General features: G+C 68.6%; 18 protein-coding genes and 1 tRNA gene. 12 read left to right on the forward strand and 7 right to left on the reverse strand.

What is annotated here, in order from left to right; translation table 11 throughout:
• Positions 1-225 precede the first annotated feature (225 nt).
• The 3 genes from CF165_RS05380 to CF165_RS05390 all read left to right on the forward strand — a co-directional run bounded on the left by CF165_RS05380 (position 226) and on the right by CF165_RS05390 (position 3,980).
• On the forward strand, positions 226-2,520 hold the full coding sequence (locus tag CF165_RS05380; protein ID WP_093946268.1) for a sodium-translocating pyrophosphatase: 2,295 nt from the start codon (positions 226-228) through the stop codon (positions 2,518-2,520).
• Positions 2,521-2,681: 161 nt separating this feature from the next.
• Complete coding sequence (locus CF165_RS05385; protein WP_093946269.1) at positions 2,682-3,272, forward strand: hypothetical protein; 591 nt, start codon at positions 2,682-2,684, stop codon at positions 3,270-3,272.
• A 51-nt stretch (positions 3,273-3,323) separates the two neighbouring features.
• The gene (locus CF165_RS05390; protein ID WP_093946270.1) at positions 3,324-3,980 is read left to right on the forward strand and encodes a hypothetical protein; all 657 of its coding nucleotides are present in this window, start codon (positions 3,324-3,326) and stop codon (positions 3,978-3,980) included.
• 18 nt (positions 3,981-3,998) lie between these two features.
• On the opposite strand, the gene CF165_RS05395 is transcribed toward CF165_RS05390, so the two are convergent.
• On the reverse strand, positions 3,999-4,805 hold the full coding sequence (locus CF165_RS05395) for a S1 family peptidase (RefSeq protein WP_093946271.1): 807 nt from the start codon (positions 4,803-4,805) through the stop codon (positions 3,999-4,001).
• 296 nt (positions 4,806-5,101) lie between these two features.
• Between CF165_RS05395 and topA the strand changes: the two genes are divergently transcribed.
• The 8 genes from topA to CF165_RS05435 all read left to right on the forward strand — a co-directional run bounded on the left by topA (position 5,102) and on the right by CF165_RS05435 (position 14,980).
• A complete protein-coding gene (gene topA, locus CF165_RS05400; RefSeq protein WP_205660772.1) occupies positions 5,102-7,972 on the forward strand; it encodes a type I DNA topoisomerase in 2,871 nt (956 codons plus the stop codon).
• Between the two features lie 117 nt (positions 7,973-8,089).
• Complete coding sequence (locus CF165_RS05405; protein WP_240521461.1) at positions 8,090-8,698, forward strand: hypothetical protein; 609 nt, start codon at positions 8,090-8,092, stop codon at positions 8,696-8,698.
• An 86-nt stretch (positions 8,699-8,784) separates the two neighbouring features.
• Positions 8,785-9,582 carry an ESX secretion-associated protein EspG gene (locus CF165_RS05410; protein WP_093946272.1) on the forward strand — a complete coding sequence of 266 codons (798 nt, stop codon included), beginning with the start codon at positions 8,785-8,787 and terminating at the stop codon, positions 9,580-9,582.
• Entirely contained in the window at positions 9,575-9,871 is a 297-nt protein-coding gene (locus CF165_RS05415) for a hypothetical protein (RefSeq protein ID WP_093946273.1), read from the forward strand. Before CF165_RS05410 ends, CF165_RS05415 begins: the two co-directional genes overlap by 8 nt.
• Positions 9,864-10,655 (forward strand): hypothetical protein, encoded by a 792-nt coding sequence (locus tag CF165_RS05420; RefSeq protein ID WP_093946274.1) that lies wholly within the window; start codon positions 9,864-9,866, stop codon positions 10,653-10,655. The genes CF165_RS05415 and CF165_RS05420 overlap by 8 nt, the downstream gene beginning before the upstream one ends.
• A gap of 244 nt (positions 10,656-10,899) precedes the next feature.
• Positions 10,900-11,514 (forward strand): hypothetical protein, encoded by a 615-nt coding sequence (locus CF165_RS05425; protein ID WP_240521462.1) that lies wholly within the window; start codon positions 10,900-10,902, stop codon positions 11,512-11,514.
• A 149-nt stretch (positions 11,515-11,663) separates the two neighbouring features.
• Positions 11,664-13,778 carry a bifunctional MFS transporter/dTMP kinase gene (locus CF165_RS05430; RefSeq protein WP_093946276.1) on the forward strand — a complete coding sequence of 705 codons (2,115 nt, stop codon included), beginning with the start codon at positions 11,664-11,666 and terminating at the stop codon, positions 13,776-13,778.
• The gene (locus CF165_RS05435; protein ID WP_093946277.1) at positions 13,775-14,980 is read left to right on the forward strand and encodes a DNA polymerase III subunit delta'; all 1,206 of its coding nucleotides are present in this window, start codon (positions 13,775-13,777) and stop codon (positions 14,978-14,980) included. The genes CF165_RS05430 and CF165_RS05435 overlap by 4 nt, the downstream gene beginning before the upstream one ends.
• A gap of 52 nt (positions 14,981-15,032) precedes the next feature.
• Here CF165_RS05435 and CF165_RS05440 read toward each other — a convergent pair whose 3' ends face one another.
• Entirely contained in the window at positions 15,033-16,697 is a 1,665-nt protein-coding gene (locus CF165_RS05440; RefSeq protein ID WP_205660773.1) for a hypothetical protein, read from the reverse strand.
• A gap of 133 nt (positions 16,698-16,830) precedes the next feature.
• Between CF165_RS05440 and CF165_RS05445 the strand changes: the two genes are divergently transcribed.
• Positions 16,831-16,904: transfer RNA gene (locus CF165_RS05445), tRNA-Thr, on the forward strand.
• Between the two features lie 971 nt (positions 16,905-17,875).
• Here the strand turns inward: CF165_RS05445 and CF165_RS52435 are convergent.
• From CF165_RS52435 to CF165_RS05465, 5 genes are all read right to left on the reverse strand, one after another.
• Positions 17,876-18,130, reverse strand: a complete 255-nt coding sequence (locus CF165_RS52435; RefSeq protein WP_240521463.1) for a tyrosine-type recombinase/integrase — start codon at positions 18,128-18,130, stop codon at positions 17,876-17,878.
• A 100-nt stretch (positions 18,131-18,230) separates the two neighbouring features.
• A complete protein-coding gene (locus tag CF165_RS05450; protein WP_240521464.1) occupies positions 18,231-19,070 on the reverse strand; it encodes a site-specific integrase in 840 nt (279 codons plus the stop codon).
• Positions 19,054-19,209, reverse strand: a complete 156-nt coding sequence (locus CF165_RS05455) for a DNA-binding protein (RefSeq protein WP_240521465.1) — start codon at positions 19,207-19,209, stop codon at positions 19,054-19,056. The genes CF165_RS05450 and CF165_RS05455 overlap by 17 nt, the downstream gene beginning before the upstream one ends.
• Positions 19,206-20,111: an AAA family ATPase gene (locus CF165_RS05460; RefSeq protein WP_240521466.1), complete on the reverse strand. Its 906-nt coding sequence runs from the start codon at positions 20,109-20,111 to the stop codon at positions 19,206-19,208. Before CF165_RS05460 ends, CF165_RS05455 begins: the two co-directional genes overlap by 4 nt.
• A 306-nt stretch (positions 20,112-20,417) precedes the next feature.
• Positions 20,418-21,320 (reverse strand): TIR domain-containing protein, encoded by a 903-nt coding sequence (locus CF165_RS05465; RefSeq protein ID WP_093946278.1) that lies wholly within the window; start codon positions 21,318-21,320, stop codon positions 20,418-20,420.
• Between the last annotated feature and the right edge of the window lie 742 nt (positions 21,321-22,062).

The following is a 22,062-nucleotide window of genomic DNA, read 5'->3' on the forward strand; positions in this document are numbered from 1 at the left end:
GCTCACAAGGTAACGGAATGTACCGTCCCTGGGACGGCGTGAAGGCGCTGGTTGCGATACCAATACACTCCCGCAATCCACACCCTCTGTGGTGAGCGTCATGTGAGACGTGCATTGCTGCCCGGCTAGCGTGTCGCTCGGTACAGGGTCCATGCCAGCGCCGGCCGTGTCGAACCCTCGGCTTGCCGTCGACGCTGGCGCACGGCGACGTCTCCTGGAGGACGAATGTCACGGCAGTTCCTCGCGGAGGGCGGGTCCATCACGCTCTCCGGAGGTGGCTACACGATTGTCGGTGTAGTCGCCGTGGTCGCGCTTGCCGCACTCGTCATCGGCTACGTCCTGCTCAAGGAGGTGCTGGCCGCAGGCCAGGGCACCGCCAAGATGCAGGACATCGCCAAGGCGGTGCAGGAAGGCGCGGCCGCATACCTCAAGCGGCAGCGGAACACCCTCGCCATTTTCGGCGTGATCGTGTTCCTCCTGCTCTTCGCACTTCCCGCCGACGACTGGAAGGAGAAGATCGGCCGTTCGCTCTTCTTCCTGGTCGGCGCCGGGTTCTCGTTCGCGATCGGCTACCTCGGCATGTGGCTGGCCACGCAGGCGAACCTGCGCGTGGCCGCCGCGTCGCGCGAGGAAGGCGGCCGCGAGATCGCGATGCGCGTGGCGTTCCGCACCGGTGGTGTGGTCGGCATGATCACCGTCGGTCTCGGCCTCTTCGGCGCCGCGGTCGTCGTGCTGGTCTACACCGGCCAGGCGCCCAAGGTGCTGGAGGGCTTCGGTTTCGGCGCCGCGCTGATCGCGATGTTCATGCGTGTCGGCGGCGGTATCTTCACCAAGGCCGCCGACGTCGGCGCGGACCTGGTCGGCAAGGTCGAGCAGGGCATCCCGGAGGACGACCCGCGCAACGCCGCGACCATCGCGGACAACGTGGGTGACAACGTCGGTGACTGCGCCGGCATGGCCGCGGACCTCTTCGAGTCCTACGCCGTCATGCTCGTCGCCGCCCTGATCCTCGGCAGCACCGCGTTCGGCGTGCACGGCCTGATCTTCCCGCTGATCGTGCCGGCCATCGGCGTGATCACCGCGGTGATCGGTGTCTACATCACCAAGGCGCGCGCGGGTGAGGGCGGCCTGGTCACGATCAACCGCTCCTTCTACATCTCCGCGGTCATTTCCGCGGTGCTGTCGGCGATCGCGTCGTTCGTGTACCTGCCGAGCAGCTTCTCGGACTTCGGCGCCGGGTACGAGAACTCGGGCAACCCGGCGGTCATCGCGACCATCGCGGTGATCATCGGCATCGTGCTCGCGGCGGTCATCCTGAAGCTGACCGGCTACTACACCGGCACCGAGTACAAGCCGGTCAAGGACGTCGCGCAGACGTCGGAGACCGGCGGCGCGACCGTCATCCTCTCCGGCATCTCGGTCGGCTTCGAGTCCGCGGTGTACACCGCGCTGGTGATCGGTGCGGCCGTGTTCGGCGCGTACCTGCTCGGCGGCGGTGTCGCGCTGTTCGCCGTGGCGCTGGCCGGTACCGGTCTGCTGACCACCGTCGGCGTCATCGTCGCGATGGACACCTTCGGCCCGGTTTCGGACAACGCGCAGGGCATCGCCGAGATGTCGGGCGACGTCGACGAGAAGGCCGCGCAGATCCTCACGGAGCTGGACGCGGTGGGCAACACCACCAAGGCCATCACCAAGGGCATCGCGATCGCGACCGCCGTCCTCGCGGCGACCGCGCTCTTCGGGTCCTACTCGGACGCGATCACGAAGACGCTCGCGGGCATGGGCAACGGCGTGGTCACCGGCATGGACTCGGCGAAGTCGTTCGTCAACCAGATCGTCAGCCCGAACACGCTGGTCGGCGTGATCATCGGCGCGGCCGTGGTGTTCATGTTCTCGGGTCTCGCCGTCAACGCGGTTTCCCGCGCGGCCGGCGCGGTGGTCTACGAAGTCCGCCGCCAGTTCCGCGACATCCCGGGCATCATGGAGGGCACCACCCGCCCCGAGTACGGCAAGGTCGTCGACATCGTCACGCGCGACTCGCTGCGTGAGCTGACGACGCCGGGTCTGCTGGCGGTCTTCGCCCCGATCGCGGTCGGCTTCGGCCTGGGCACCGGCGCGCTCGCCGGCTACCTGGCCGGCGCGATCGCCTGCGGCACCCTGATGGCGATCTTCCTCGCCAACTCCGGTGGCGCGTGGGACAACGCGAAGAAGCTGGTCGAGGACGGCAACCACGGCGGCAAGGGCTCGTCCGCGCACGAGGCCACCATCATCGGTGACACCGTGGGTGACCCGTTCAAGGACACCGCCGGCCCGGCGATCAACCCGCTGATCAAGGTGATGAACCTGGTCTCCGTGCTGATCGCGCCGGCCGTCGTGCAGTTCTCGATCGGCCCGGACGAGAACACCGCGGTGCGCATCATCATCTCGCTGGTCGCGGTCGCCATCATCGTGGCGGCGATCGTGGTCTCGAAGCGGCGGGGGACGGTTCTTTCCGACACCCCGGCCGAGATCAAGGCCTGAGTTCAGGGTGACCCCGGGCCCGGTACGCGGCGACGCGTGCCGGGCCCGGGGCTTGCCCGGGGTCCGGTCAGGCCATCCCAGAAAGGCCCGGCGACTTGCGAAGCAGCACCGAATCGGTACCGTCGGGCCTGCCGGGACGTCGTCGGGCAGGAGGTACGCGGGTGCGGCAGCGGTCGACCGTTTTCGCCGCTCTGACCACGACGATCGCCATCGGTCTCGCCGGGTGCGGGCAGCCTTCCGCGGTGCAGCCGCCGCCGCGGGACCAAGATCTTCCGGTGACGACCGTGGTTCCCCAGGCCGATCCCGCGGCGAGGTGGGCGGGCGACTACTGCGACGCGGTGACGCACCTGGTCAGCACGCTCGCGGCGCTGCCCGCCGTGGATCCCAGCACTCCGCAGAAGGCGTCAAGGACGTCCAGTGACCTCCTTTCGTCGGTCGTCGGCGGGCTCGACCGGAGCCTGGCCGGGCTGAACGCGCTCGGCGCGCCTCCGGTGCCGTCGGCGGACGGTGGCCGCGAGGCCGTCATCAGGCAGTTCGCCGAGATCCGCGCCCAGGCCGAGAACGCGCGTAAGCGCATCGATCGGGTCCGCGGCGACGCGGCGGCGACGAAGGACGCCCTCGGCCAGGCCAGGGCGGCCCTCGACCGCATCGACGCGCTCGACTACCTCAAGGGCCTCAAGGACATCCCGGCCTTGGCGGCGGCGGAGCAGCGCGCTCCGGCCTGCCGCCGGCTGGATCAGCCTGACGGATGAAGATCGGCCTGAGACCTGCCGTGAATCGAACTTGTGTTCTAGTATGTCGCGGTGGATCGGACGATCTCGCTCTTCTCCGCCGAGGCCAGCGGGCCGGGCCTGGGCGACCTGGCCGGCCTGTTGTGCTGCCACGGCCAGATCACCGGCTTCGGGCGCACGGCCGCCCGCTTGTCGGTGGTCGTCGAGGAGCCGTGGCGGGCGCACGTCCTGGCGCGCGAGTTCCGCTGCCGCGGCGCGGACGCACAGGTGTCGAAGGCCGACTGCGGCCGCCCGCAGGTGCGCACGTCGTTCCGGGTCGACCTGCTCCCGCTGGCGCTGCGGTGGCTGCGTGAGGGCTGCGCGGGCCCGGCGCAGGACGACTCGGGCAAGGCGGTGCCGGCGGGCTTCCGCCTGAGCGGCGCGATGCTGCGGATGTGGGCGCTGGCCGGCGGCCGTCCGGGCACCCAGGGATACCTGCTGGGTGTCGACCCGCTTGCCCCCGGCATGCACGAGCGGCTGGTCGAAGCGCTGACGCCGCTGGGCGTTTCGGCGAAGCTGACCGGCCCGAAGGCCGAGGTCCCCGCCGTGAAAGTCACTGGGAAACGCCGGTTGGAGGCGCTGCTGGAACTGATCGGGGAGCCGCCGCCGGGCGCCGAAGCGGCTTGGCCCGGGGCCGCGCCACAGCCGCACGCGGAGTCGCACCCGGAGGCCGTGACGAGCACGGCCTGACCGGGTGCGAGAACCGCGTCAGGGCCGGGGCAGCGTGCAGCCGGCCTGGGTGAGGGCGATTTCGTTGGCCGCGGTGAGGCAGGCCGGGATGCCGTAGGTCTCCTGGCCGTAGTTCGTCTTGTAGCGCACCGTGACGTTGCCGGCCTGGTCGACCTCGCACGGGTTGTTCTCCGTGCAGCGTTCGCCGTCCTCGTTGCCGGTGTTGTTCACGCCGACGACCTTGCCGCCGGAGATGACCGGCGAACCGGAGGTGCCGCCGATGGTCTGGCAGGCGGACGTGTAGCGGATCGAGTCCTTCCAGGTCCAGCTGCCTTCCTTCAGCCGGTACACGAAGCCGTCGATGTTGCAGGAGTAGACGCGCTTCCAGTACCCCGAGACGACGTCGATGGCCGCGCCGGCCGTCGGGTGGGCGTTCGACAACTCGAGCGGCGAGATCCCGTAGCTGGCCTTGATCTGCGCGTAGGTGGTGGTGAGCTGGTAGAGCGACACGTCGGTGTCGGTCATGGTGCCGTAGACGATCTTTTTGGCGCGAAGCGTGGCTTTGTTGCTCCCGCTGGCGGTGAGCAGCGTGAACGTCCGGGTGGAGGCGCGGTTCGTGATTACCTGGCCCGGCCCGGGGAAGCCGGTCTCCATGCAGTGCCCGTTGGACATGACGAGCGCGGGCGCCGTGTCGGGTGTCGCGGCCGGCTTGACCACCGACCCCGAACAGTTGGACAGGGCCACGGTACCGGCGAAGTTCGCCGCGGCCGCGTTCGCCGGAGTGGCCCCCAGTAATACTGTGGCGGTCGCGGCGGTGAACAGGGCGCCGAGCAGGCGTCGGGTCATGGCAAGTCCTTTCGGCTGGACGGGGAAACCAGTGAAGCTGTGACATCCCCGGGCCCACCACCGTCGAACGGAGGGTATCCGGACGGTCACCCGCTAGGCTGCGCGGGACGTGTCCGAAATCACTTGGCCGGTACGTTGAGGAAACATCGCCGAGGTCAGCGGCGATGCGCTGGACACAGGACCGGCGGCGTGTTGGGCCACCTCCGCGCCGTCCGGCCCGGGACAGCGTGCACACTGGCAGGTCGAGACACGGCCCCTGGCTGGGACGTGGTGCAGTCTCGCGGCGGCGGGACGAGATGAGCGGAGAGCAGGACAGCGTGGCAGGAGCACGGACCAACAAGAACGGCGCCTCGGCGGACAACGGCGCCGGGCACCGGCGGCTGGTCATCGTCGAGTCGCCGACGAAGGCCCGCAAGATCGCCCCCTACCTGGGCGGCGGTTACGTCGTCGAGTCCTCCGTCGGGCACATCCGCGACCTGCCGCGCGGTGCCGCCGACGTCCCGGCCCAGTACAAGGGCGAGGCGTGGGCGCGGCTCGGCGTCGACGTCGACAACGGCTTCAAGGCCCTCTACGTGGTCACCCCGGACAAGAAGTCCAAGGTCACCGAGCTCAAGAGCCTGCTGAAGGACGTCGACGAGCTCTACCTCGCCACGGACCCCGACCGCGAGGGCGAGGCCATCGCGTGGCACCTCCTCGAGACGCTGAAGCCGAAGGTCCCGGTCCGCCGGATGGTCTTCCACGAGGTCACCGAGCAGGCCATCCGTGCCGCCGCCGATTCGACCCGTGAGCTGGACGCCGACCTCGTCGACGCCCAGGAGACCCGCCGCATCCTCGACCGCCTCTACGGCTACGAGGTCTCGCCGGTGCTGTGGAAGAAGGTCATGCCGAAGCTCTCGGCGGGCCGTGTGCAGTCGGTGGCGACCCGGATCGTGGTCGAGCGTGAACGCGAGCGCATGCGCTTCACCTCGGCGTCGTACTGGGACATCTCGGCGACCATGGACGCCGGGGAAGAGGCTTCGCCGCGGAACTTCCCGGCCCGGCTCGTCGCCGTCGACGGCGCGCGCCTGGCCACCGGCCGCGACTTCGGCTCGGACGGGCAGCTCAAGGCGTCGAACAACGAGGTCCGCGTGCTGGCCGAGGTCGACGCGCGGCGCCTGGCCGAGGCGCTGAAGCAGCGTGACTTCAAGGTCTCGAGCGTCGAGGAGAAGCCGTACACGCGGAAGCCGTACGCGCCCTTCATGACGTCGACGCTGCAGCAGGAGGCGGGCCGCAAGATGCGGTTCACCTCCGAGCGCACGATGCGGATCGCGCAGAAGCTGTACGAAAACGGCTACATCACCTATATGCGTACCGACTCCACGACGCTCTCGGAGTCGGCGATCTCGGCCGCGCGCAGCCAGGCCACGCAGCTGTACGGCAAGGAGTACGTCTCGCCGTCGCCGCGCCAGTACACGCGCAAGGTCAAGAACGCGCAGGAGGCCCACGAGGCGATCCGGCCGTCGGGCGAGGTCTTCCGCACGCCGGGGCAGGTCGCGAGCGAGCTGGACACCGACGAGTACCGGCTCTACGAGATGATCTGGCAGCGCACGATCGCGTCGCAGATGGCGGACGCCAAGGGCACCACGATGTCCGTGCGCATCGTCGGCAACGCGACTTCGGGCGAAGAGTGCACCTTCGCCGCTTCGGGCCGCACGATCACCTTCGCGGGCTTCCTCAAGGCGTACGTCGAGGCGGTCGACACCGAGACCGGTGGCGAGGCCGACGACAAGCAGAGTCGCCTGCCGGTGCTCGAGAAGGACCAGGCGCTGACCGCGTCCGAGCTGAACCCGGACGGCCACACCACGTCGCCGCCGGCGCGCTACTCCGAGCCGAGCCTGGTCAGCAAGCTGGAAGAGCTGGGCATCGGCCGCCCGTCGACGTACGCGTCGATCATCAAGACCATCCAGGACCGCGGTTACGTCTGGAAGAAGGGTTCCGCGCTCGTTCCCTCGTGGGTCGCGTTCGCCGTGATCGGCCTGATGGAACGGCACTTCGAGCGGCTCGTCGACTACGACTTCACCGCCGGCATGGAGGACGAGCTCGACCGCATCGCCAACGGCGACGAGCAGCGCGGCCAGTGGCTGTCGAAGTTCTACTTCGGCGGCGACATGGGTGTCGACGGCTCGATCGGCCGGCTGGGCGGCCTGAAGAAGCTGGTCGAGGGCAGCGTCGAGGACATCGACGCGCGGGAGATCAACTCGATCCCGCTGTTCAGCGACGAGAACGGGCACACCGTCGTGGTCCGCGTCGGCCGCTACGGGCCGTACCTCGAGCGCGAGGTCGACGGGAACTCGCAGCGCGCGAACCTGCCGGAGGACCTGCCGCCGGACGAGCTGACGCAGGAGATCGCGGAGAAGCTGTTCGCGACCCCGCAGGAGGGCCGGACGCTGGGCACCGACCCGGTGAGCGGGCACGAGATCGTCGCGAAGGAAGGCCGCTTCGGGCCGTACGTGACCGAGGTGCTGCCGGAGATCGAGATCCCCGAAGACGCCACGGCCGCGCAGAAGAAGGCCGCCAAGGCGAAGGCGCCGAAGCCGCGTACGGGCTCGCTGTTCAAGTCGATGGACATCGAGACCATCACGCTGGAAGACGCGCTGAAGCTGCTTTCGCTGCCGCGCGTGGTCGGCAAGGACCCGGAGTCCGGCGACGAGATCACGGCGCAGAACGGGCGCTACGGGCCGTACCTGAAGAAGGGCACGGACTCGCGTTCGCTCTCGACCGAGGACCAGCTCTTCTCGATCACCCTCGAAGAAGCGCTGAAGATCTACTCGGAGCCCAAGCAGCGGGGCCGGTCCGCGACGGCGAAGCCGCCGCTCAAGGAACTCGGCGAGGACCCGGTGTCGAAGAAGCCGATGGTGGTCAAGGACGGCCGGTTCGGCCCGTACGTGACCGACGGCGAGTACAACGCGACGCTGCGCAAGGGCGACGAAATTGAGTCGCTGACCGCGGAACGGGCGTCCGAGCTGTTGGCGGAGAAGCGGGCCAAGGGGCCGGCGCCGAAGCGGAAGGCGCCCGCGCGCAAGCCGGCCTCGACGACGGCGAAGACGGTCAAGGCGGGGACGACCAAGAAGGCCGCCGCCGCGAAGTCGGCCACGACCAAGCGCTCCACCGCGACGAAGACGAAGTAAGTCCGTCTCGAAGGCCTCCCCGCTGACATGGTGGGGAGGCCTTCGACGTCACACCTTCAGGTGACACCTCGAACGGATGTTCGGGAAATTGTCGGTGGTGCCGGGTTCCATGAACGCGTGACCAAAACACCACGCACCGTGCACACGGTGACCACGAAGATCCTCAAGCCGGTCCGGGCGGCGGCCGCCGGCAGTTCCACCGCGACGGACCTGGTGGAATCCCTCCCGGGCTTCCTCGGGAGCGGCGGCGTCTGCGGCGTGGCCGTCGCGATGTCCGGCGAACCGTGGACCTCGGCGTTCTTCGACGACCGGACGAGGTTCGGCATCGCCGGTGACGGCCTGAGCCTGTCCGGGCCTTCGCCGGGCTCAGTCGCCGAACTCCTGCGGCTGGCGTTCACCCGGCTGCCTCCCCTACCGCCGGCGCCGGGCGAGGGCCTGTACCTCGACGCCGACGAGCGCGGGGTGCTGGAGCCCGAGCAGGAGTGTCTCGTCCTCGACCTGATGGACGATCTGCGGCGGACCCGGCTCGGTACCGTCCAGCTGGACGTCATCCGCGACGGCGCACGGCGGCCGTGGGAGATGCTGGCGTTCGTCGACGACGACCGCGGCCGTCACCTGGCGGCGCTCGGCAGACGCCGGGGTGGCCACCGCCGGTTCTGGTGGCTGCCCGGAAGCGTGGAACGGCTGGCCGACTTCGTCGAGGGGCGGGTGCCGGACCATGGCTGAGCCGCCCGCCGACCGCTCACCGAACGATGTCACCCAGTCGAACAAATGTGCGAGAAATTGTCGGTGCCAGGGTGTTCAATCGAGGGGTGAGCAACGCAGTCGCCGTCTTCGACGTCATCGACGAGGTCATCGCCCCGCTGTCGGCCGAGGTGCCGGAGCGGCCCTCCGTGATGGAGTTCTACGACCCCGAGTTCGAGATCCCGCCGGTGCTGGCGGACACCTCGCCGCTGCCGGGCCGTCGCCCGTCGCCGCCGGCCGAGCGGAGCCTGGCCGACGAGGTCGAGCAGTACACCCGGTTCGTGGCCGGGATGGCCGCCATCGGCCTCGCGCCGGGCGGAGAGGTCACGGCCGAGGCCGTCGGGCTGTACCGGGCGCTGCGCGGTGGCTTCATCCGCGGCGTGGTCACCGGCGTCTTCCCGGCCCGGCCCCAGCCGTGGGAAGTGCGGTTCTTCGGCGACGAGGACTACACCACGGTCCTGCACAAGCTGGGCAACCGCGCGCGGCTGCGGTCCGGGTTCCTCAGCGAGCTGCCGGGCTGGGTGTTCGACGGGCTGCCCGACCGGCCGCCGGGGCCGGGAGAGCACCTGCGCATCGAGACCGACGAGCGCGGGCTGATCCCGCGCCGGTGCGAGCGGGCGGTGGAGCTGATCCGGGCGTGCGCGGCGCGGCCCCGGCTGGGCACGGTGCTCGTCGACCTGGCGGTGCGCGACGCGATCCTGGCCGAATACCCGCACGGCGCGTTCGGGCTGGTGGACAACGACCTCGGCCGGTACCAGTTCAGCGCCGCCGTGGGGCGGAACGGGCGCTGGACGGTCACGTGGGGTCCGGCGTCGCGGAGCACGGCCGAGCAGTGGATCGTCGAGGCGGTGCAGAGCCATGCGTGAGTACGACGCGCACCGGCCGGCCCCGGTGGCCGCGGAGCCGCCCCCAGGCAAGGACCCGGAGGTCGCCCCGGCGCCGATGGACCTCACGGTGGGCGAAGCCATCCTCGAGGCGGCGGAGCTGAACAGCGGTCTGCCGGACCAGCGGGCCACGGAGGGCGGGGCCGCTCAGTCCGGTCTGGCCGGGAGCGGCCCGGGCCGAGCGGCCGAGCCGGTCTGCCGCGACGACCACGGTCGCGCGACGGCCGGCCGGAACGGAGCGGCGGGGGAGGTGGTGCGCTGTCATGGCTGAACGGACTGCGGCCCGGGAGCTGCTGGAGCTGGCGGCTTGGCCGGTGCTGGCGGCGATGCCGGATCGCGAGCCGGTCGACCGGCTGTACAACCCGGACGTCAGCGACCACGACATCCTGGTGCACGGCCCGGTCTCCGACGACCCGGCGGACCTGGTCGACGAGGTCGAGCGGCACGTGGCGTGGGCCGCCTGGATCGACGGCACGCCGTTCGGCGAGGCGGGCGAGCTCAACGAGGTTGGCTTCGAGGTGGTGTCGCTGATGCTGCGCGGTTCGGTCCGGGCGGCGCTGTGCGGCGTGTTCGACGGAGGACCGGAGACGGCGGACATCCGGTGCTACGCCGACGGCGAGCGGGCCTTCATGATGGGCTCGCTGCCCGGCCGCACGGCGATCCACCTCGCCGACTTCGAGGAGCTGCCGGAAATGCTGGTGGCGGAGCTGCCGGAGGTCCCGTTCGGGGCCTCGCCCCGGGCGATCTGGGTGACGGTGGACGACGACGGCCTGGTGCACGACGGCCAGGACGACGACGTGGGCGCGATGCGGGAACTGCTGGCCCGTCCGCGTACGGGCACCGCGGTGCTGGACATGCTGGCGTTCGGCGGCCTGTGCGCGGAGTTCCCCGACCACGGCTTCGTGCTGGTCGACACGGATCTGGGCCGCTTCGCCCTGGCGGCGCTCGACCGTGGCGACGGCCGGCGCCAGCTGGTCCTCAGTCCCTTCAGCCGCGGCATGCTCCGCGACTGGTGCCGGAAAATGATCGACCTCGGACAGGAGGAGGTGCCCTGAGAAAGCGGTTCCCGTGACATGGCCGGCGCAGCCGCGGATCGCACCGGTGTGATCGGGCTCACTACAATCTGTCACCATCGGCGGTCGACCAGACCACGCGCGGACTGGACACTGCAGAGGTTCGGGTACGGGCTTGCGCTGCGTGACCGACTCTCCACTGGAGACAGAGCCATTGGGCGGATGCGTTATCCGCCATCGTCGCTACCCTGGAAAGGCGAGGACATTCAGTAGTGAGGTGGTCACCATGAGCGCGAACGGTGAGGCTCCCTTCTTCAATGCCCCCGAGCTCACTCAGCGCGACGGCACTCTGTCCGCTGCGTCCGGCGAGACGTTCGCGGACCCGGTCTCCGGACTGGTCACCGCGGCACCCGAGCCGGGCGTCGCGGTCCCGAACGGCCACGAGCCCGCTGCCATCCCGGTGGCCGGACCCGTGCCGCCCGACGAAGAGGTCGTGCGCCGGATGGTCGAAGAGACGCTGCGTGATGAAGGGGTCAGGGCCCCGCAAGCCATCCCGCCGGCGGGCACCTTGACTTCGGTGGGCGAGGCCGTCGCGCCACCGCTGGGGGTGCTGCCCCGGCAGCGGAACCGGCAGCGCACGTGGCCGACCCGGCCGCCGCAGCTGCTCAGGCCCGTCCGGTCGGAGGTGCTGCCCGAGGACGACGCCGACGACTTGGAAGTCGTGCCCGTCCGGCGGCGGAAGCTGCCGAAGATGCCCTCGATGTCGATGCCGGCGTTCAACCGGCCGTCGTCGAGCGCGGCCGGAGTCATGCTGGCCGTGGTGCTGCTGATCGTGTTCGGCATCGTCGCCATCGAGATGGTGTCCAGCCTGGTCAGCAGCGTGACAGGGCTGTTCGACTAGCGTCCGTCCGCTGCTCACCGCCTGCCCCGCACCACGGGGCCGTGCCGCGCGCCAGAGGCCGATCGGGCTACCCTGGCTTCACGGTCGGACGACCTCACGGGGGCGTCCGACGCCGCGGTGACTAATGGGGTGGGCGTATCAGCGAGGGCGTGCGATCGGTACCCGGGGCCGGCCCGGGTGCGTCGTCGGGCGCCGAGGCGTCCACGATCAACCGGGTCCGGCGGGTACTGGCGATCAAACCGTTCCGGCGCCTCTGGGGCGTCACGTACCTGTGCAGCGTGGCCGACTGGCTGAACATCCTGGCCCTCACCGGCCTGGCCACGAAGCTCACGGACAACTACTTCGCCCAGAACTTCGCGTTCGTCGGCGTGGTGCTGACCGGCTTGGCGCCGGGGCTGCTGTTCGCCCCGGTCGGCGGGCTGCTCGCGGACCGGTTCGACCGCCGCAAGGTGATGGTCGTCGCCGACCTGCTGCGGTGCGGGTTCCTGCTCTCCATCGCGATCGTCAGCGCGCCGTGGTGGCTGCTCGTCGGCAACTTCCTCGTCGGCAGCGCGGCGAGCATGTGGATCCCCTCGAAAGAGGCGGCGGTCCCGAACCTGCTCCGCCGTCCCGACCAGGTCGAGACGGCCAACCAGCTCGGCATGGTGATGACCTACGGCCTCGCCGTCATCACCGCGGCCGGCGCGAACGCGATCCTGACCGGCGTCAACACGACGTTCCACTTCTTCCCCAACGACGACGCGAGCCTCAGCATCGCGAAGCTCGTCGTCATGATCACCGGCCTGCTCTACCTGGCCAGCGCGATCCTCATCGCCACCCGGATCCCGGAACTCTCCCTGCGCAACGTGCACGAGCTGCCGGAGCAGAAGGTCAAGGCGGCCGACGAAGAGAAGGTCGGCGTCGGCCAGATGATCGCGGACGGCTTCCGCTTCATCCGCAGCACGCCGCTCGTGCGCGGCCTGCTGGTGGGCGCGTTCGGCGCGTTCGCCGCCGGTGGTGCCGTGATCGGCTCGGCCAAGCCGTACTCCTCGAGCCTGCTGGCCGGTGACTCGGCGTTCAACCTGCTGGTCCTGGCCGTGTTCCTCGGGCTCGCGACCGGCATGGCCACCGCGCCGAAGCTCGCCCGGCGGCTCGCGCACGACCGGCTGTTCGGCATCTCGATCATCGCGGCTGCGCTCTCGCTGCTGGTGGTGGCGTTGTCGCCGCACCTGACGATCGCGCTGGTCGGTGTGTTCTTCGTCGGCATCTGGGCCGGGACGGCGTTCCTCACCGGCGTCACGATCATCGGCTCACGCGTCGAAGACGCCATCCGCGGCCGGATCAACGCGATCTACCAGCTGATGATGAAGCTCGTGCTGTTCGGCACCACGGTCACCGTGCCGCTGCTGGTCGGTCTGGTGCACCAGCGCAATGTCTCCGTCTGGGGCAACGAGCTCAGGATCGACGGCACGCGCCCGGTGATGCTCGGCGGCGCGGCCATCGCGCTGGTCGCCGGTCTCTTCGCCTACCGGCAGATGGACGACAAGCGCACCGAACCGATTCTGTCCGACCTGCGCAACGCGCTGCGTCGCACACCTCGGCGTGTCAACGGCTTCCTGATCGCCGTCGAAGGCACCACGGCGATCAACACCGCGATCCAGGCCGTCAACCTCGCCGACTGGCTGCGCGGCGGCACCCGCCCGGTCGTGGTCGCCTCCGATCCGGCGCTCGACGACAAGCGGCTCGCCGCGCTGGTCTCCGGTGCTTCGCTGACCGGGGCGCGGGCCCAGGCGCTGGCGGCCGCGGCGGTGCGGGCCGACATCGTGGAGCGGCACGTCCAGCCGGCGCTCGACGCCGGTTCGGTGGTCGTGATGGAACGGTTCGTCGACTCCCCGCTGGCGCACTTGTCGGCGGTCGCTGGGCTGGACAGCGACGAGCTCGAAGGCCTCGCCGACTGGGCGACCGGGCGGCTGCGTCCCGACCTGACCGTCCTGCTCGACTCCGCTCCCAACGGGGCGCCGCGCGACAAGTCGGCCACGCTGAACGACCAGTGGCGCGTCCAGCACCTGCTCACCGAGATGGCCGAGGCCGACCCGGAGCGCTACGTCGTGATCGACGCCGACGGCACCGACGCCGAGGTCGCCGAGCGCATCCGCACCGCGCTGCGCGCCGTGTTCGTCGGCCGGCAGGCCTCGCTGGCGCCGACGACGGAGAAGCCGGTGACGCTCCCGCTGGAAACGCTGCCCATCGATACCCCGGAAGCGCCTCGCGTGGAGGCGAAGTGACGACGACCGAACGCATCGGTGTCTGGAACCAGCTGGTCGGCCAGGAGCCCGCGGTCGAAACGCTGAGCGCGGCCGCGTCGGCCGCCGCGAAGATCGTCGCCGGTGAGCCCGCACCGCCCGGCGCGATGACGCACGCCTGGCTGCTCACCGGGCCGCCCGGATCCGGCCGTTCGGTGGCCGCGCGGACGTTCGCCGCGGCCCTGCAGTGCAGCACCGGCACCGGCTGCGACGCCTGTCCCGGCTGTCACACGACCATGACGGGTACCCACGCCGACGTCCGGCTCGTCGTGCCGGAAGGCCTGTCGATCTCGGTCGCGGAGATGCGGGCGCTGGTGCAGGCCGCCGCACGCCGCCCGACCACCGGCAACTGGCAGGTCGTGATCATCGAGGACGCCGACCGGCTCACCGAAGGCGCGTCGAACGCCCTGCTGAAGGCCGTCGAGGAGCCGCCGGACCGGACGGTGTTCCTGCTTTGTGCGCCGTCCGACCACCCCGAGGACGTCTCGGTGACGATCCGTTCGCGCTGCCGCCTGGTGACGCTGCGGACGCCGCCGCCGGAGGCGATCGCCGACGTGCTCATGCGTCGTGACCATGTCGACCCCGAACGCGCGCAGTGGGCCGCGTCGGTGTGCGGCGGCCACGTCGGCCGGGCGCGCCGGCTCGCCACCGACGAGGCCGCGCGGCAGCGCCGGGCCACCGTGCTGCGGATCCCGCTCGGCCTCCGCCGGGCCAGTGACGTCTTCACGTGCGCCGATCAGCTGATCAGCGCGGCCGAGGCCGACGCGGGCGAGGCCAGCAAGGGCCGCGACGAGGACGAGCGCAACGAGCTGCGCACCGCGATGGGCGGCGACGGCATCGGCAAGGGCGTCGCCGGCGCGAAGCGGGCCGCCGAAGCCGCCGTCAAGCAGCTGGAGAAGAAGCAGAAGTCCCGCGCCACCCGGACCCAGCGCGACACGCTGGACCTCGCGCTGGTCGACCTCGCCGGGTTCTACCGCGACGTCCTGGTGACGGGAACCCGCTCCGGCGCGTCGCTCAACCACCCGGACCACGCCGACCAGATCCGCGAAGCAGCGCACGCGTGGACGCCGGAGTCGACGCTTCGCCGGCTCGAAGCGGTGCTGGAATGCCGCGAGGCGATCGACCTGAACGTGAAGCCGCGCATCGCGATCGAGGCGATGGTCACGACGCTTCGCCAGGGCTGAACGCGAAGGAACCCGCCAGGAGAACCTGACGGGTTCCTTCACACCCCTCGGATCATTCGCGCGGACGGGGTGACGGCTTGAACGGCTTCTCCTCGACGGCGACGGCGAGCGGGCGACGCCGTCCGCCCGGCATCGCGGCCACCATGACCACGCCGAGCAGCAGCATCGCGGTGCCCGTCCAGAACAGCGGCACGGTGTCGTAGGCGCCACCTGTGTAGGCGAGGTTCTTCACCGGCCCCTTCGGCGCCTCGCCGCCGGCGGGCGGCGTCGACGTGGTCCCGCAGATGACGCCGCCGGTCGGCGCGTAGGCCCGCGCGACCTGCTCGCCGAGCGACAGCTGGGCCAGCGACGACGGCAGGTTCTTCGCCTGGTCGTCCGGCAGCAGGCTCTTGAGCTTGGTCGTCGGCAGCAGCTGCAGGTCGAACATCCGCGCCGAAGCGCCGAGCTGGAAGCCCTTGAACGGCGTGGTCATGTTCGCGGACTTCTGGTCGAGCCCGGCGATGCTCAGCCGCAGCACGCCGAGGTCGAGGACGGTCCCGGCGGTGTCGCCGACCTGCTGGACGCCCTTGGTGAGCGTCGAGACCAGCCCGCCGACCACCGGGATGTCGCTGAGCTGCCCGAACTGGTTGCTCAGCCCCTTCAGGGGCAGCCCGATCGGAATGTCCTTGGTCGGGTGCGCGGCATCCAGGGTGTACAGGACCTTGCCGCCGGCCTCGATGGTCAGCACCGGCGCGGTGTACTCGACTTTGGACGTCTTGGCGTCGCCGGTGGAGGTCACCTTGAGCGTCGGCTGGCTGGCCACCTTGACGCTCAGCGCCAGCGGCGTGCCCTTGAGGATCTCGATGTCCGCGGCCTGCAGCGTCGACGTCGCCTGGACGGCCTTGTTCTTCGAGCCGGGCAGGTCGACCAGCTTGACCTGCGACCGCGACGACAGCGTGTTCGGCAGGCTCAGCAGCGACCCGGCCCCGTTCGCCGCGGTCTGGCCGCCGCCCTGCAGCAGGCCACCGAGGCTCTGCAGGCCCTTGGTGAGGTCGAACCCGTTCGCCAGGGCGCCGGGGTCGAGCTTCGGCTTGAGGGCGTCGAGGCCCAGGTTCGGCATCGAGGGGATGACGTTCAGCAGCGACAGGCTCGCCACCGAAGTGCTGGCGTCGGCGATGGTGTCGACGCACGGACCGAGCGTCGGGCTCCACCGCGCGTGCGCGCTCCCGTTGAGCAGACCGACGTTGAGCAGCGGGTTCGACGGCGCGTTGAGTCCCCCGCTGATGGGCTGCGGGTTGTCCGGCAACGCGGTCTGCACGACACTGCCCGGCGTCTGCGGCGCGTTCCCGCCCACCGACAACCCGAACGGCGACGCCTGCGCGATGGCCTTCTCATAGCTCAGGTAGGCGTCGGAGTTCGCCGACGCGCTCGACAGGCCCATGCCCGCCTCGAGCGCGGACTGCTTCGGCAGCGTCTGCCCGAACCCCGGCAGGATGGTGCTCGTCGGCACGGCGTTGGGCAGCAGCCGGATGATCCCGAGCGCGGTCCCGGCATCCCCGACGGCCTGCCCGAGCGGCTGCGGCCCGATCGGCGCCGAAATGGGCGCCTGCCCCGGATTCGCCGGCTGCGGAATCGGCGTCGTCGGATAGACGGGATCGGCCTGCGCGGGCGCGGAGCTGAACAGGAGCAACGCAGCGGCCGCCGGCAGGGCCACCGAACGGGGCAGTCTTCGCCGCATGTGCCAGAGCCTCCAGATAGGTCGACCGAGGAGTGAGACCGACGTCATAGGGCCCTAACGACGGTCCCCCCGGAAAGTGACGCGCAGAGTCTCCGCTACACTTGCTACCGTCGCCAGCGCGAGCCGGAGACATGCCGCCTTAGCTCAGTCGGCCAGAGCGATTCACTCGTAATGAATAGGTCAGGGGTTCGATTCCCCTAGGCGGCTCCGCAGGTCAGGCCCCATCCGAGACACCTCGGATGGGGCCTGACTCGTCTGGTGGGTGACTAAGTGGGTGACTAAGACGCCTGGTCGGCAGGAGAAGAAACTTCAGCAGGTTCACTCGTCGAGGGAGCGTTGGTCCACCGAGGGCGGCGCCGGGCTAGGCCGTGGGATCTGACAAGTTAGGACGTGTGTTCGAACTTGTACTTCGGGAGTGCCCGGTCATGTACGCACTGTGCTACCGGGTTGGTGGGCGCGTGTCACTTGCCATGTAACGATGTCAATTGTCAAAACGATGCCGTGCTTCCTGTCTGGCCTGCTGCCACCTTGGCTGAGTGGAGTTCTCCCAGCTCAGCGGTGCGCGCTCATGTTGCGCGTACCCGCAATGGAGTAACCAGTCCTGCATGATGTCACTACGGAGAAGTCAACTGTCGAGGGAGCGTTAGGCTTGGTTCCAACCGCAAGGCAAGAGACGACATCGGAAAATGTAAGAGGGCGCTCGGGTCTCTGACCACCCGAACGCCCTCGATGTGACAACCCACCCGGCTAGCGAACCTTCGGAGTTGATGCCACGTGTGTGACTGTACTCGACGTGTCCCGACGTGCCCGGACACATTCCGCCCACCCACTACGTCGTACGAACTGGCCGACAACATCCTGCGGTGCCCCGAGCGGTTTCGCCGGACGATGATCGTGCTCCTCACCGTCGCAGCGCTGGTCGCGCTGGCCTTTTACGCGGTGTTGCACTGGGACCAGTTCAAGCCGCTGATCGAATTCCTGCTCACGCGTTAAGCTCCTCGGATGATGACCTGACCGAGCAGAAGGCCCCGGCTCCCATTGGAGACCGGGGCCTTCTGGCGCTTTGGCGACGACGGCGGGCAAGCCCGCGTGGGCGAGCTAGGACGGCGTTCCGATTAACCCAGCCTCCAACCGACGGCTCGGGTGGAGGCTGACCTTCTAGTGGATGACTAAGACGGCTAGTCGATAGGCCGAGAAGGCTCAGCCCGTGCACCCGCCGGGGGGAAAATCTGGTCCATCGCGACCGCGCCCGACTCGACCACCGGGCGGATCTGCTTCCGGTAGACCAGCTCCGTCACGGCCGTGCTGCTGTGTCCGACCAGTCGCGAGATCTCCTCGATCGGCATCCCGCCGTCCGAGAGGATCGAGACGAAGCTGTGGCGCAGCTCCCGGGGCGTCCACTGGGTCGGGTTGAGCCCGGCCGCCTTGACCACACGACGGAAGTCCCGCGGACGTTGTTGACGTCCCGCTCGATGCCGACGTTCGTGGCGAACACGAGCCCCTGTTCGTGCCAGTCGTCGCCCGCGACCGCCTTCACCGCCTCTGGGCCACCCGGTGGTCTTCCAGCGCCCTCACGGCCCGCTCAGGCAGCGCCAGCGTGCGCCGGGACTTCCGGGTCTTCGTCTCCCCGCGGGCGCGGACCGAGCGCCACACCTTGATGTTCGGCGGGATCGCCGGCGTCGCGTCCGGCTTGCCCACCAGGTCGACGTGATCCCAGGTGAGCGGGCGCATCTCCTCGGTTCGCGCGCCGGTCAGCAGCGACACCACGATGTAGGCCCGCATCGGCGACGACTCCGCCGCCGCGAGCACCGCTTCGGCTTGGGCGAGCGTGAGCGCCTTCGACGGACGCCCGGTCCCCTTCCCGGCTGGCAGCTCATCGCACAGCAACACCACGTTGTGCTTGACGCGCTTCCCAACCTGCGCGCGGTTGATCGCTCGCTGGAGGATCGACCGGAGGTTACGCACGGTCGACGTCACCAGCACTTCCGCCTTTTCCGCGAGCCAGTCTTCTACGTCGTCGACTTCCAGCTTCACCAGCGGACGTGCGCCCAGCGGCGGCACGATGTGATTGTTGACCAGCGAGCGGACTGCCTTGACCGTGTTCGGGTCTCGCTGGCACTGTGCGTAGCGCTTCAACCAGTCGTCAAGGGCGTGCTCGACCGTGTACCCGGCCGACGCGTTTGCGGCACCCTTCTCGATGTCGTCGAGCAGTTCCTTGAGCTTGGCTTTGGCTTCCGTCTTCGTCTTGCCGCGCGCTTTCCGCACGATGCGCTTGCCGTCCGGCCGGAACCCGACGGTGACTTCTGCCGTCCAGCGTTGGCGCGACTCGTCCCAGTAGAGTCCGCCATCCCCACGACTACGCCGCGTTGCCATAGCCGGTCACCTCCGCTTCGCTGATGAGAAGATCCACGTACTGCTGAATGGCTTTTGCTGGAATGAGCCGTGCCCGGCCCTGCTTCACGGACCCGAGGCGACTGGCGCGCAATTGCTCGTAGATCACCGAACGGCTCATGGAAAGCAGGCGCTTGGCTTCCTGGACCGTGTACAAGTGCCGCGCGGGAACCGCGGCCGGCGTGATGGCGATGTCCATCGGGTGTCCCCTCGCGTCGTGCTGCGGGTCGGTGGAGGTGACGAACACGGGTGCTCCTCTCGGTGGGTGTCACTCGGGGTGTCACTCGGGTTCGTGCTGGTCAGCGGCCTGGGGTGACACCCATGACAGGTGTGACTGGGTGGGTGTGGGGCTGCTGTCACTCGCGCCTGGCGCGCTGTAGATGCCGTCCACCGTGCGCGCGAGCTGGCCGGCGTCGCCCATGCGCTTGCAGGTCTGGCGGATGCTGCCGGGTTGGGGTCGAGCGCTTCGGCGATCGCTTTGGGCGCGAGCGGCCCGTGGTCGCGCAGCAGGCGGAGGATCTGCGCGCGGGTGTCGCCGACCAGGTGGTCGGCGGCCGGCCCGTCGAGCTTCGTCCACCTGCCGGCGGTGGCATCGAAGGTCATGGCGTAGTCGGCCTCTTCGACGTCGCGTCCGATCACGTGCTGCGTCCCGTCCGCCTGCCCACGTCCGCGCTCGAGTACGAGCGTGGCGTCCGCGGCACCGGTGAGCCCATTGGTGCCGGACACGAGGTTTTGCCAGTCCTCCGCGCCTTGTTTGCGGACGTGGTGGATGAGCAGGAAGGGGACGCTGTAGTGGTTGGCGAGCTGCTTGAACCGGCCGGCCGCGGCGAAGTCGCCGGCGTAGGCGGACATGCCCGAGGCGTCGGAGCCGCGCATCTTCTCGTAGGTGTCGATGATGACCAGCCGGGCGTGCGGGTTCTCCTCCGGCCACTCGACCAGCACGGCGTCTCCGCCGCTGGTCATGGTGGGGCAGGCGGTTTCGAGGGTCAGCAGCGGTACGGCCCATCCGTCGGCGGCGAGCATCTGCCGCCGCCGGCGCTGCAACCGGCGGCCGGTGTCCAGGTGATCACCCACTGTGGGCGCAGCGGGGAGTTGTGGTCAGCCCACACTCCGCCCGTACAGTGCCCGGGACCAACCGGCTGTGCTGCGAGGCTCCCGCGCAGCAGATTGCCTCGTTCCTCGGGGCGAGCGGCCACCCAACGCCATCTCGCGGGACCCCTGCGCGCGCCTTGCGTGCCAATAGCCGAGGACGGTGACCGCGTACCCGTCGCCACTCGTGCAAGCAATTTCGGCAACCAATGGCGCAAAGGCTGTCTAGTTGGCTAATTCTTAAGAGTTGTTTCCGCCATCGAGATACCTGTCCGGAAAAAAGCTCGGTCCCACCTCGATTCGCACGGGGACTTTAGCGCCTTTTGTAATATTATCAAGCGCTTCTAAAATTTCGCCACTCGGAGAATTCTTGAAGTAGATGACTCCCCCGTCTGGAGACAGTCGTGTCGCGAATTCACCGTCATAGGCTGCGGGTAACTTCGATTTGACATATTGATAGAATTGTCTCTGGCTCGCTGGTAGTCGCGAGAAGGGCTCGTATATACGGCCACCACCCCGAAGACTCTCCTCTGTCACCACTGAAACTGTCTGCATCTGACTCGAGTTTGCACGCTGCGAACGAGCCAATCCGCGAACCGTTGACAGGACCTCTTCCAAAATTTCACGCTCGGGCCGCTCTGGTTGAACTAGTGCTGCTTGGGCGAGTGGTCCAGCCTTAATAGCTTCTATCTTCTGATGAAGTTCGGGCCACCATGTAGCCAGAAGCTTATCGATCATGCCTGCATCCATTGGCCTTTGTGCGACAGAATTCAATGCACGGATGACCTTTTTCATTCCAGCCTCGTCCAGCCTCTGCGCCTGGAACTGACCTAACGGATTTTGGATATCTGCCAGCCCAAGGTCAATCGCAAGGGGTACGACATGACTCGCTGAAACAGACTTAGCCAATGCTCCGGCTTCAAAATTTAGCCAAGGCTTCCCTTGGTTTTCAGCTGTTACAAACACTATCCCGAAATCTGTTGATTCGAGCTGTGATGATATTTCTTCCTGCCAGCGAGCGCCAGCTTCGATCCCAGAAGACATAAATGGCTCAACCTCGTTGATCAGAAAAGGTAGCCATTCTCTAACTGAGGCGGCAATTTGGCGACTATATTCACTGGACCAGCTTAGAAATACCTTCATGCTGAGCCATTCTAGCGGACGTTGGGGCCGCCCTGTTCTGCCGCAGACGGCTCTTGTCGTTCGCCTTGAGCTACTTGGCGAGGGAGTCAACCAAGCCCGCTAGGCTCACGTGCGCGCTGGGAACGAGCCGAATTTGGCCTTCTCAGATCGCCTCAGGCGGCCGAATACGGCGGCCCCGACGTTGTCGGGCCTGCGAGGTTGGACCTGTCGCCCTGAGGGGCTGGTTGCTGCGCGGCGGCGGAACAGTGCTTGCGCCTCGTCTTTTAGGTGAGTGACGCCTGCGGGATGTCGAGACTGTCGCACCTGTCACTTAACCCCCTTTGACCTGCGGGTTTAGGTGGGACAGATGGGTGACGCCAATGGTGACAGCTCTTTTCCTACTCTACTACTATGTCTCTAGTCGCTGAGCAGCGAAAGAGGCTGAAACAGCGGTAAGTGGAGTGACACTCCACTTACCGCTGTTTCAGCCTCTTTGATCTGGGGTGGGTGTCTAACTGGGCGACAATCACGGTGACTAACCCCGGACGTACACGGACGTTCGGGGACCGTGGACGTGCAGGTCAGAGCCCTGCGACCAAGGTCAAAAAGTGACGAATTCCGCTCGTAATGAAATAGGGCAGGAGCTCGATTCCCCTAGGCGGCTCGACAAGATTTGAAGGCCCGTGCCCGCGGAGGGCGCGGGCCTTTTCTTGTCTCGCGTGTCCTGTGGGGCTCCGCCCCACACCCCGCCCGGGGCTCTGCC

The sequence above is a fragment of the Amycolatopsis vastitatis genome, from assembly GCF_002234595.1.
Taxonomy (GTDB): domain Bacteria; phylum Actinomycetota; class Actinomycetes; order Mycobacteriales; family Pseudonocardiaceae; genus Amycolatopsis; species Amycolatopsis vastitatis.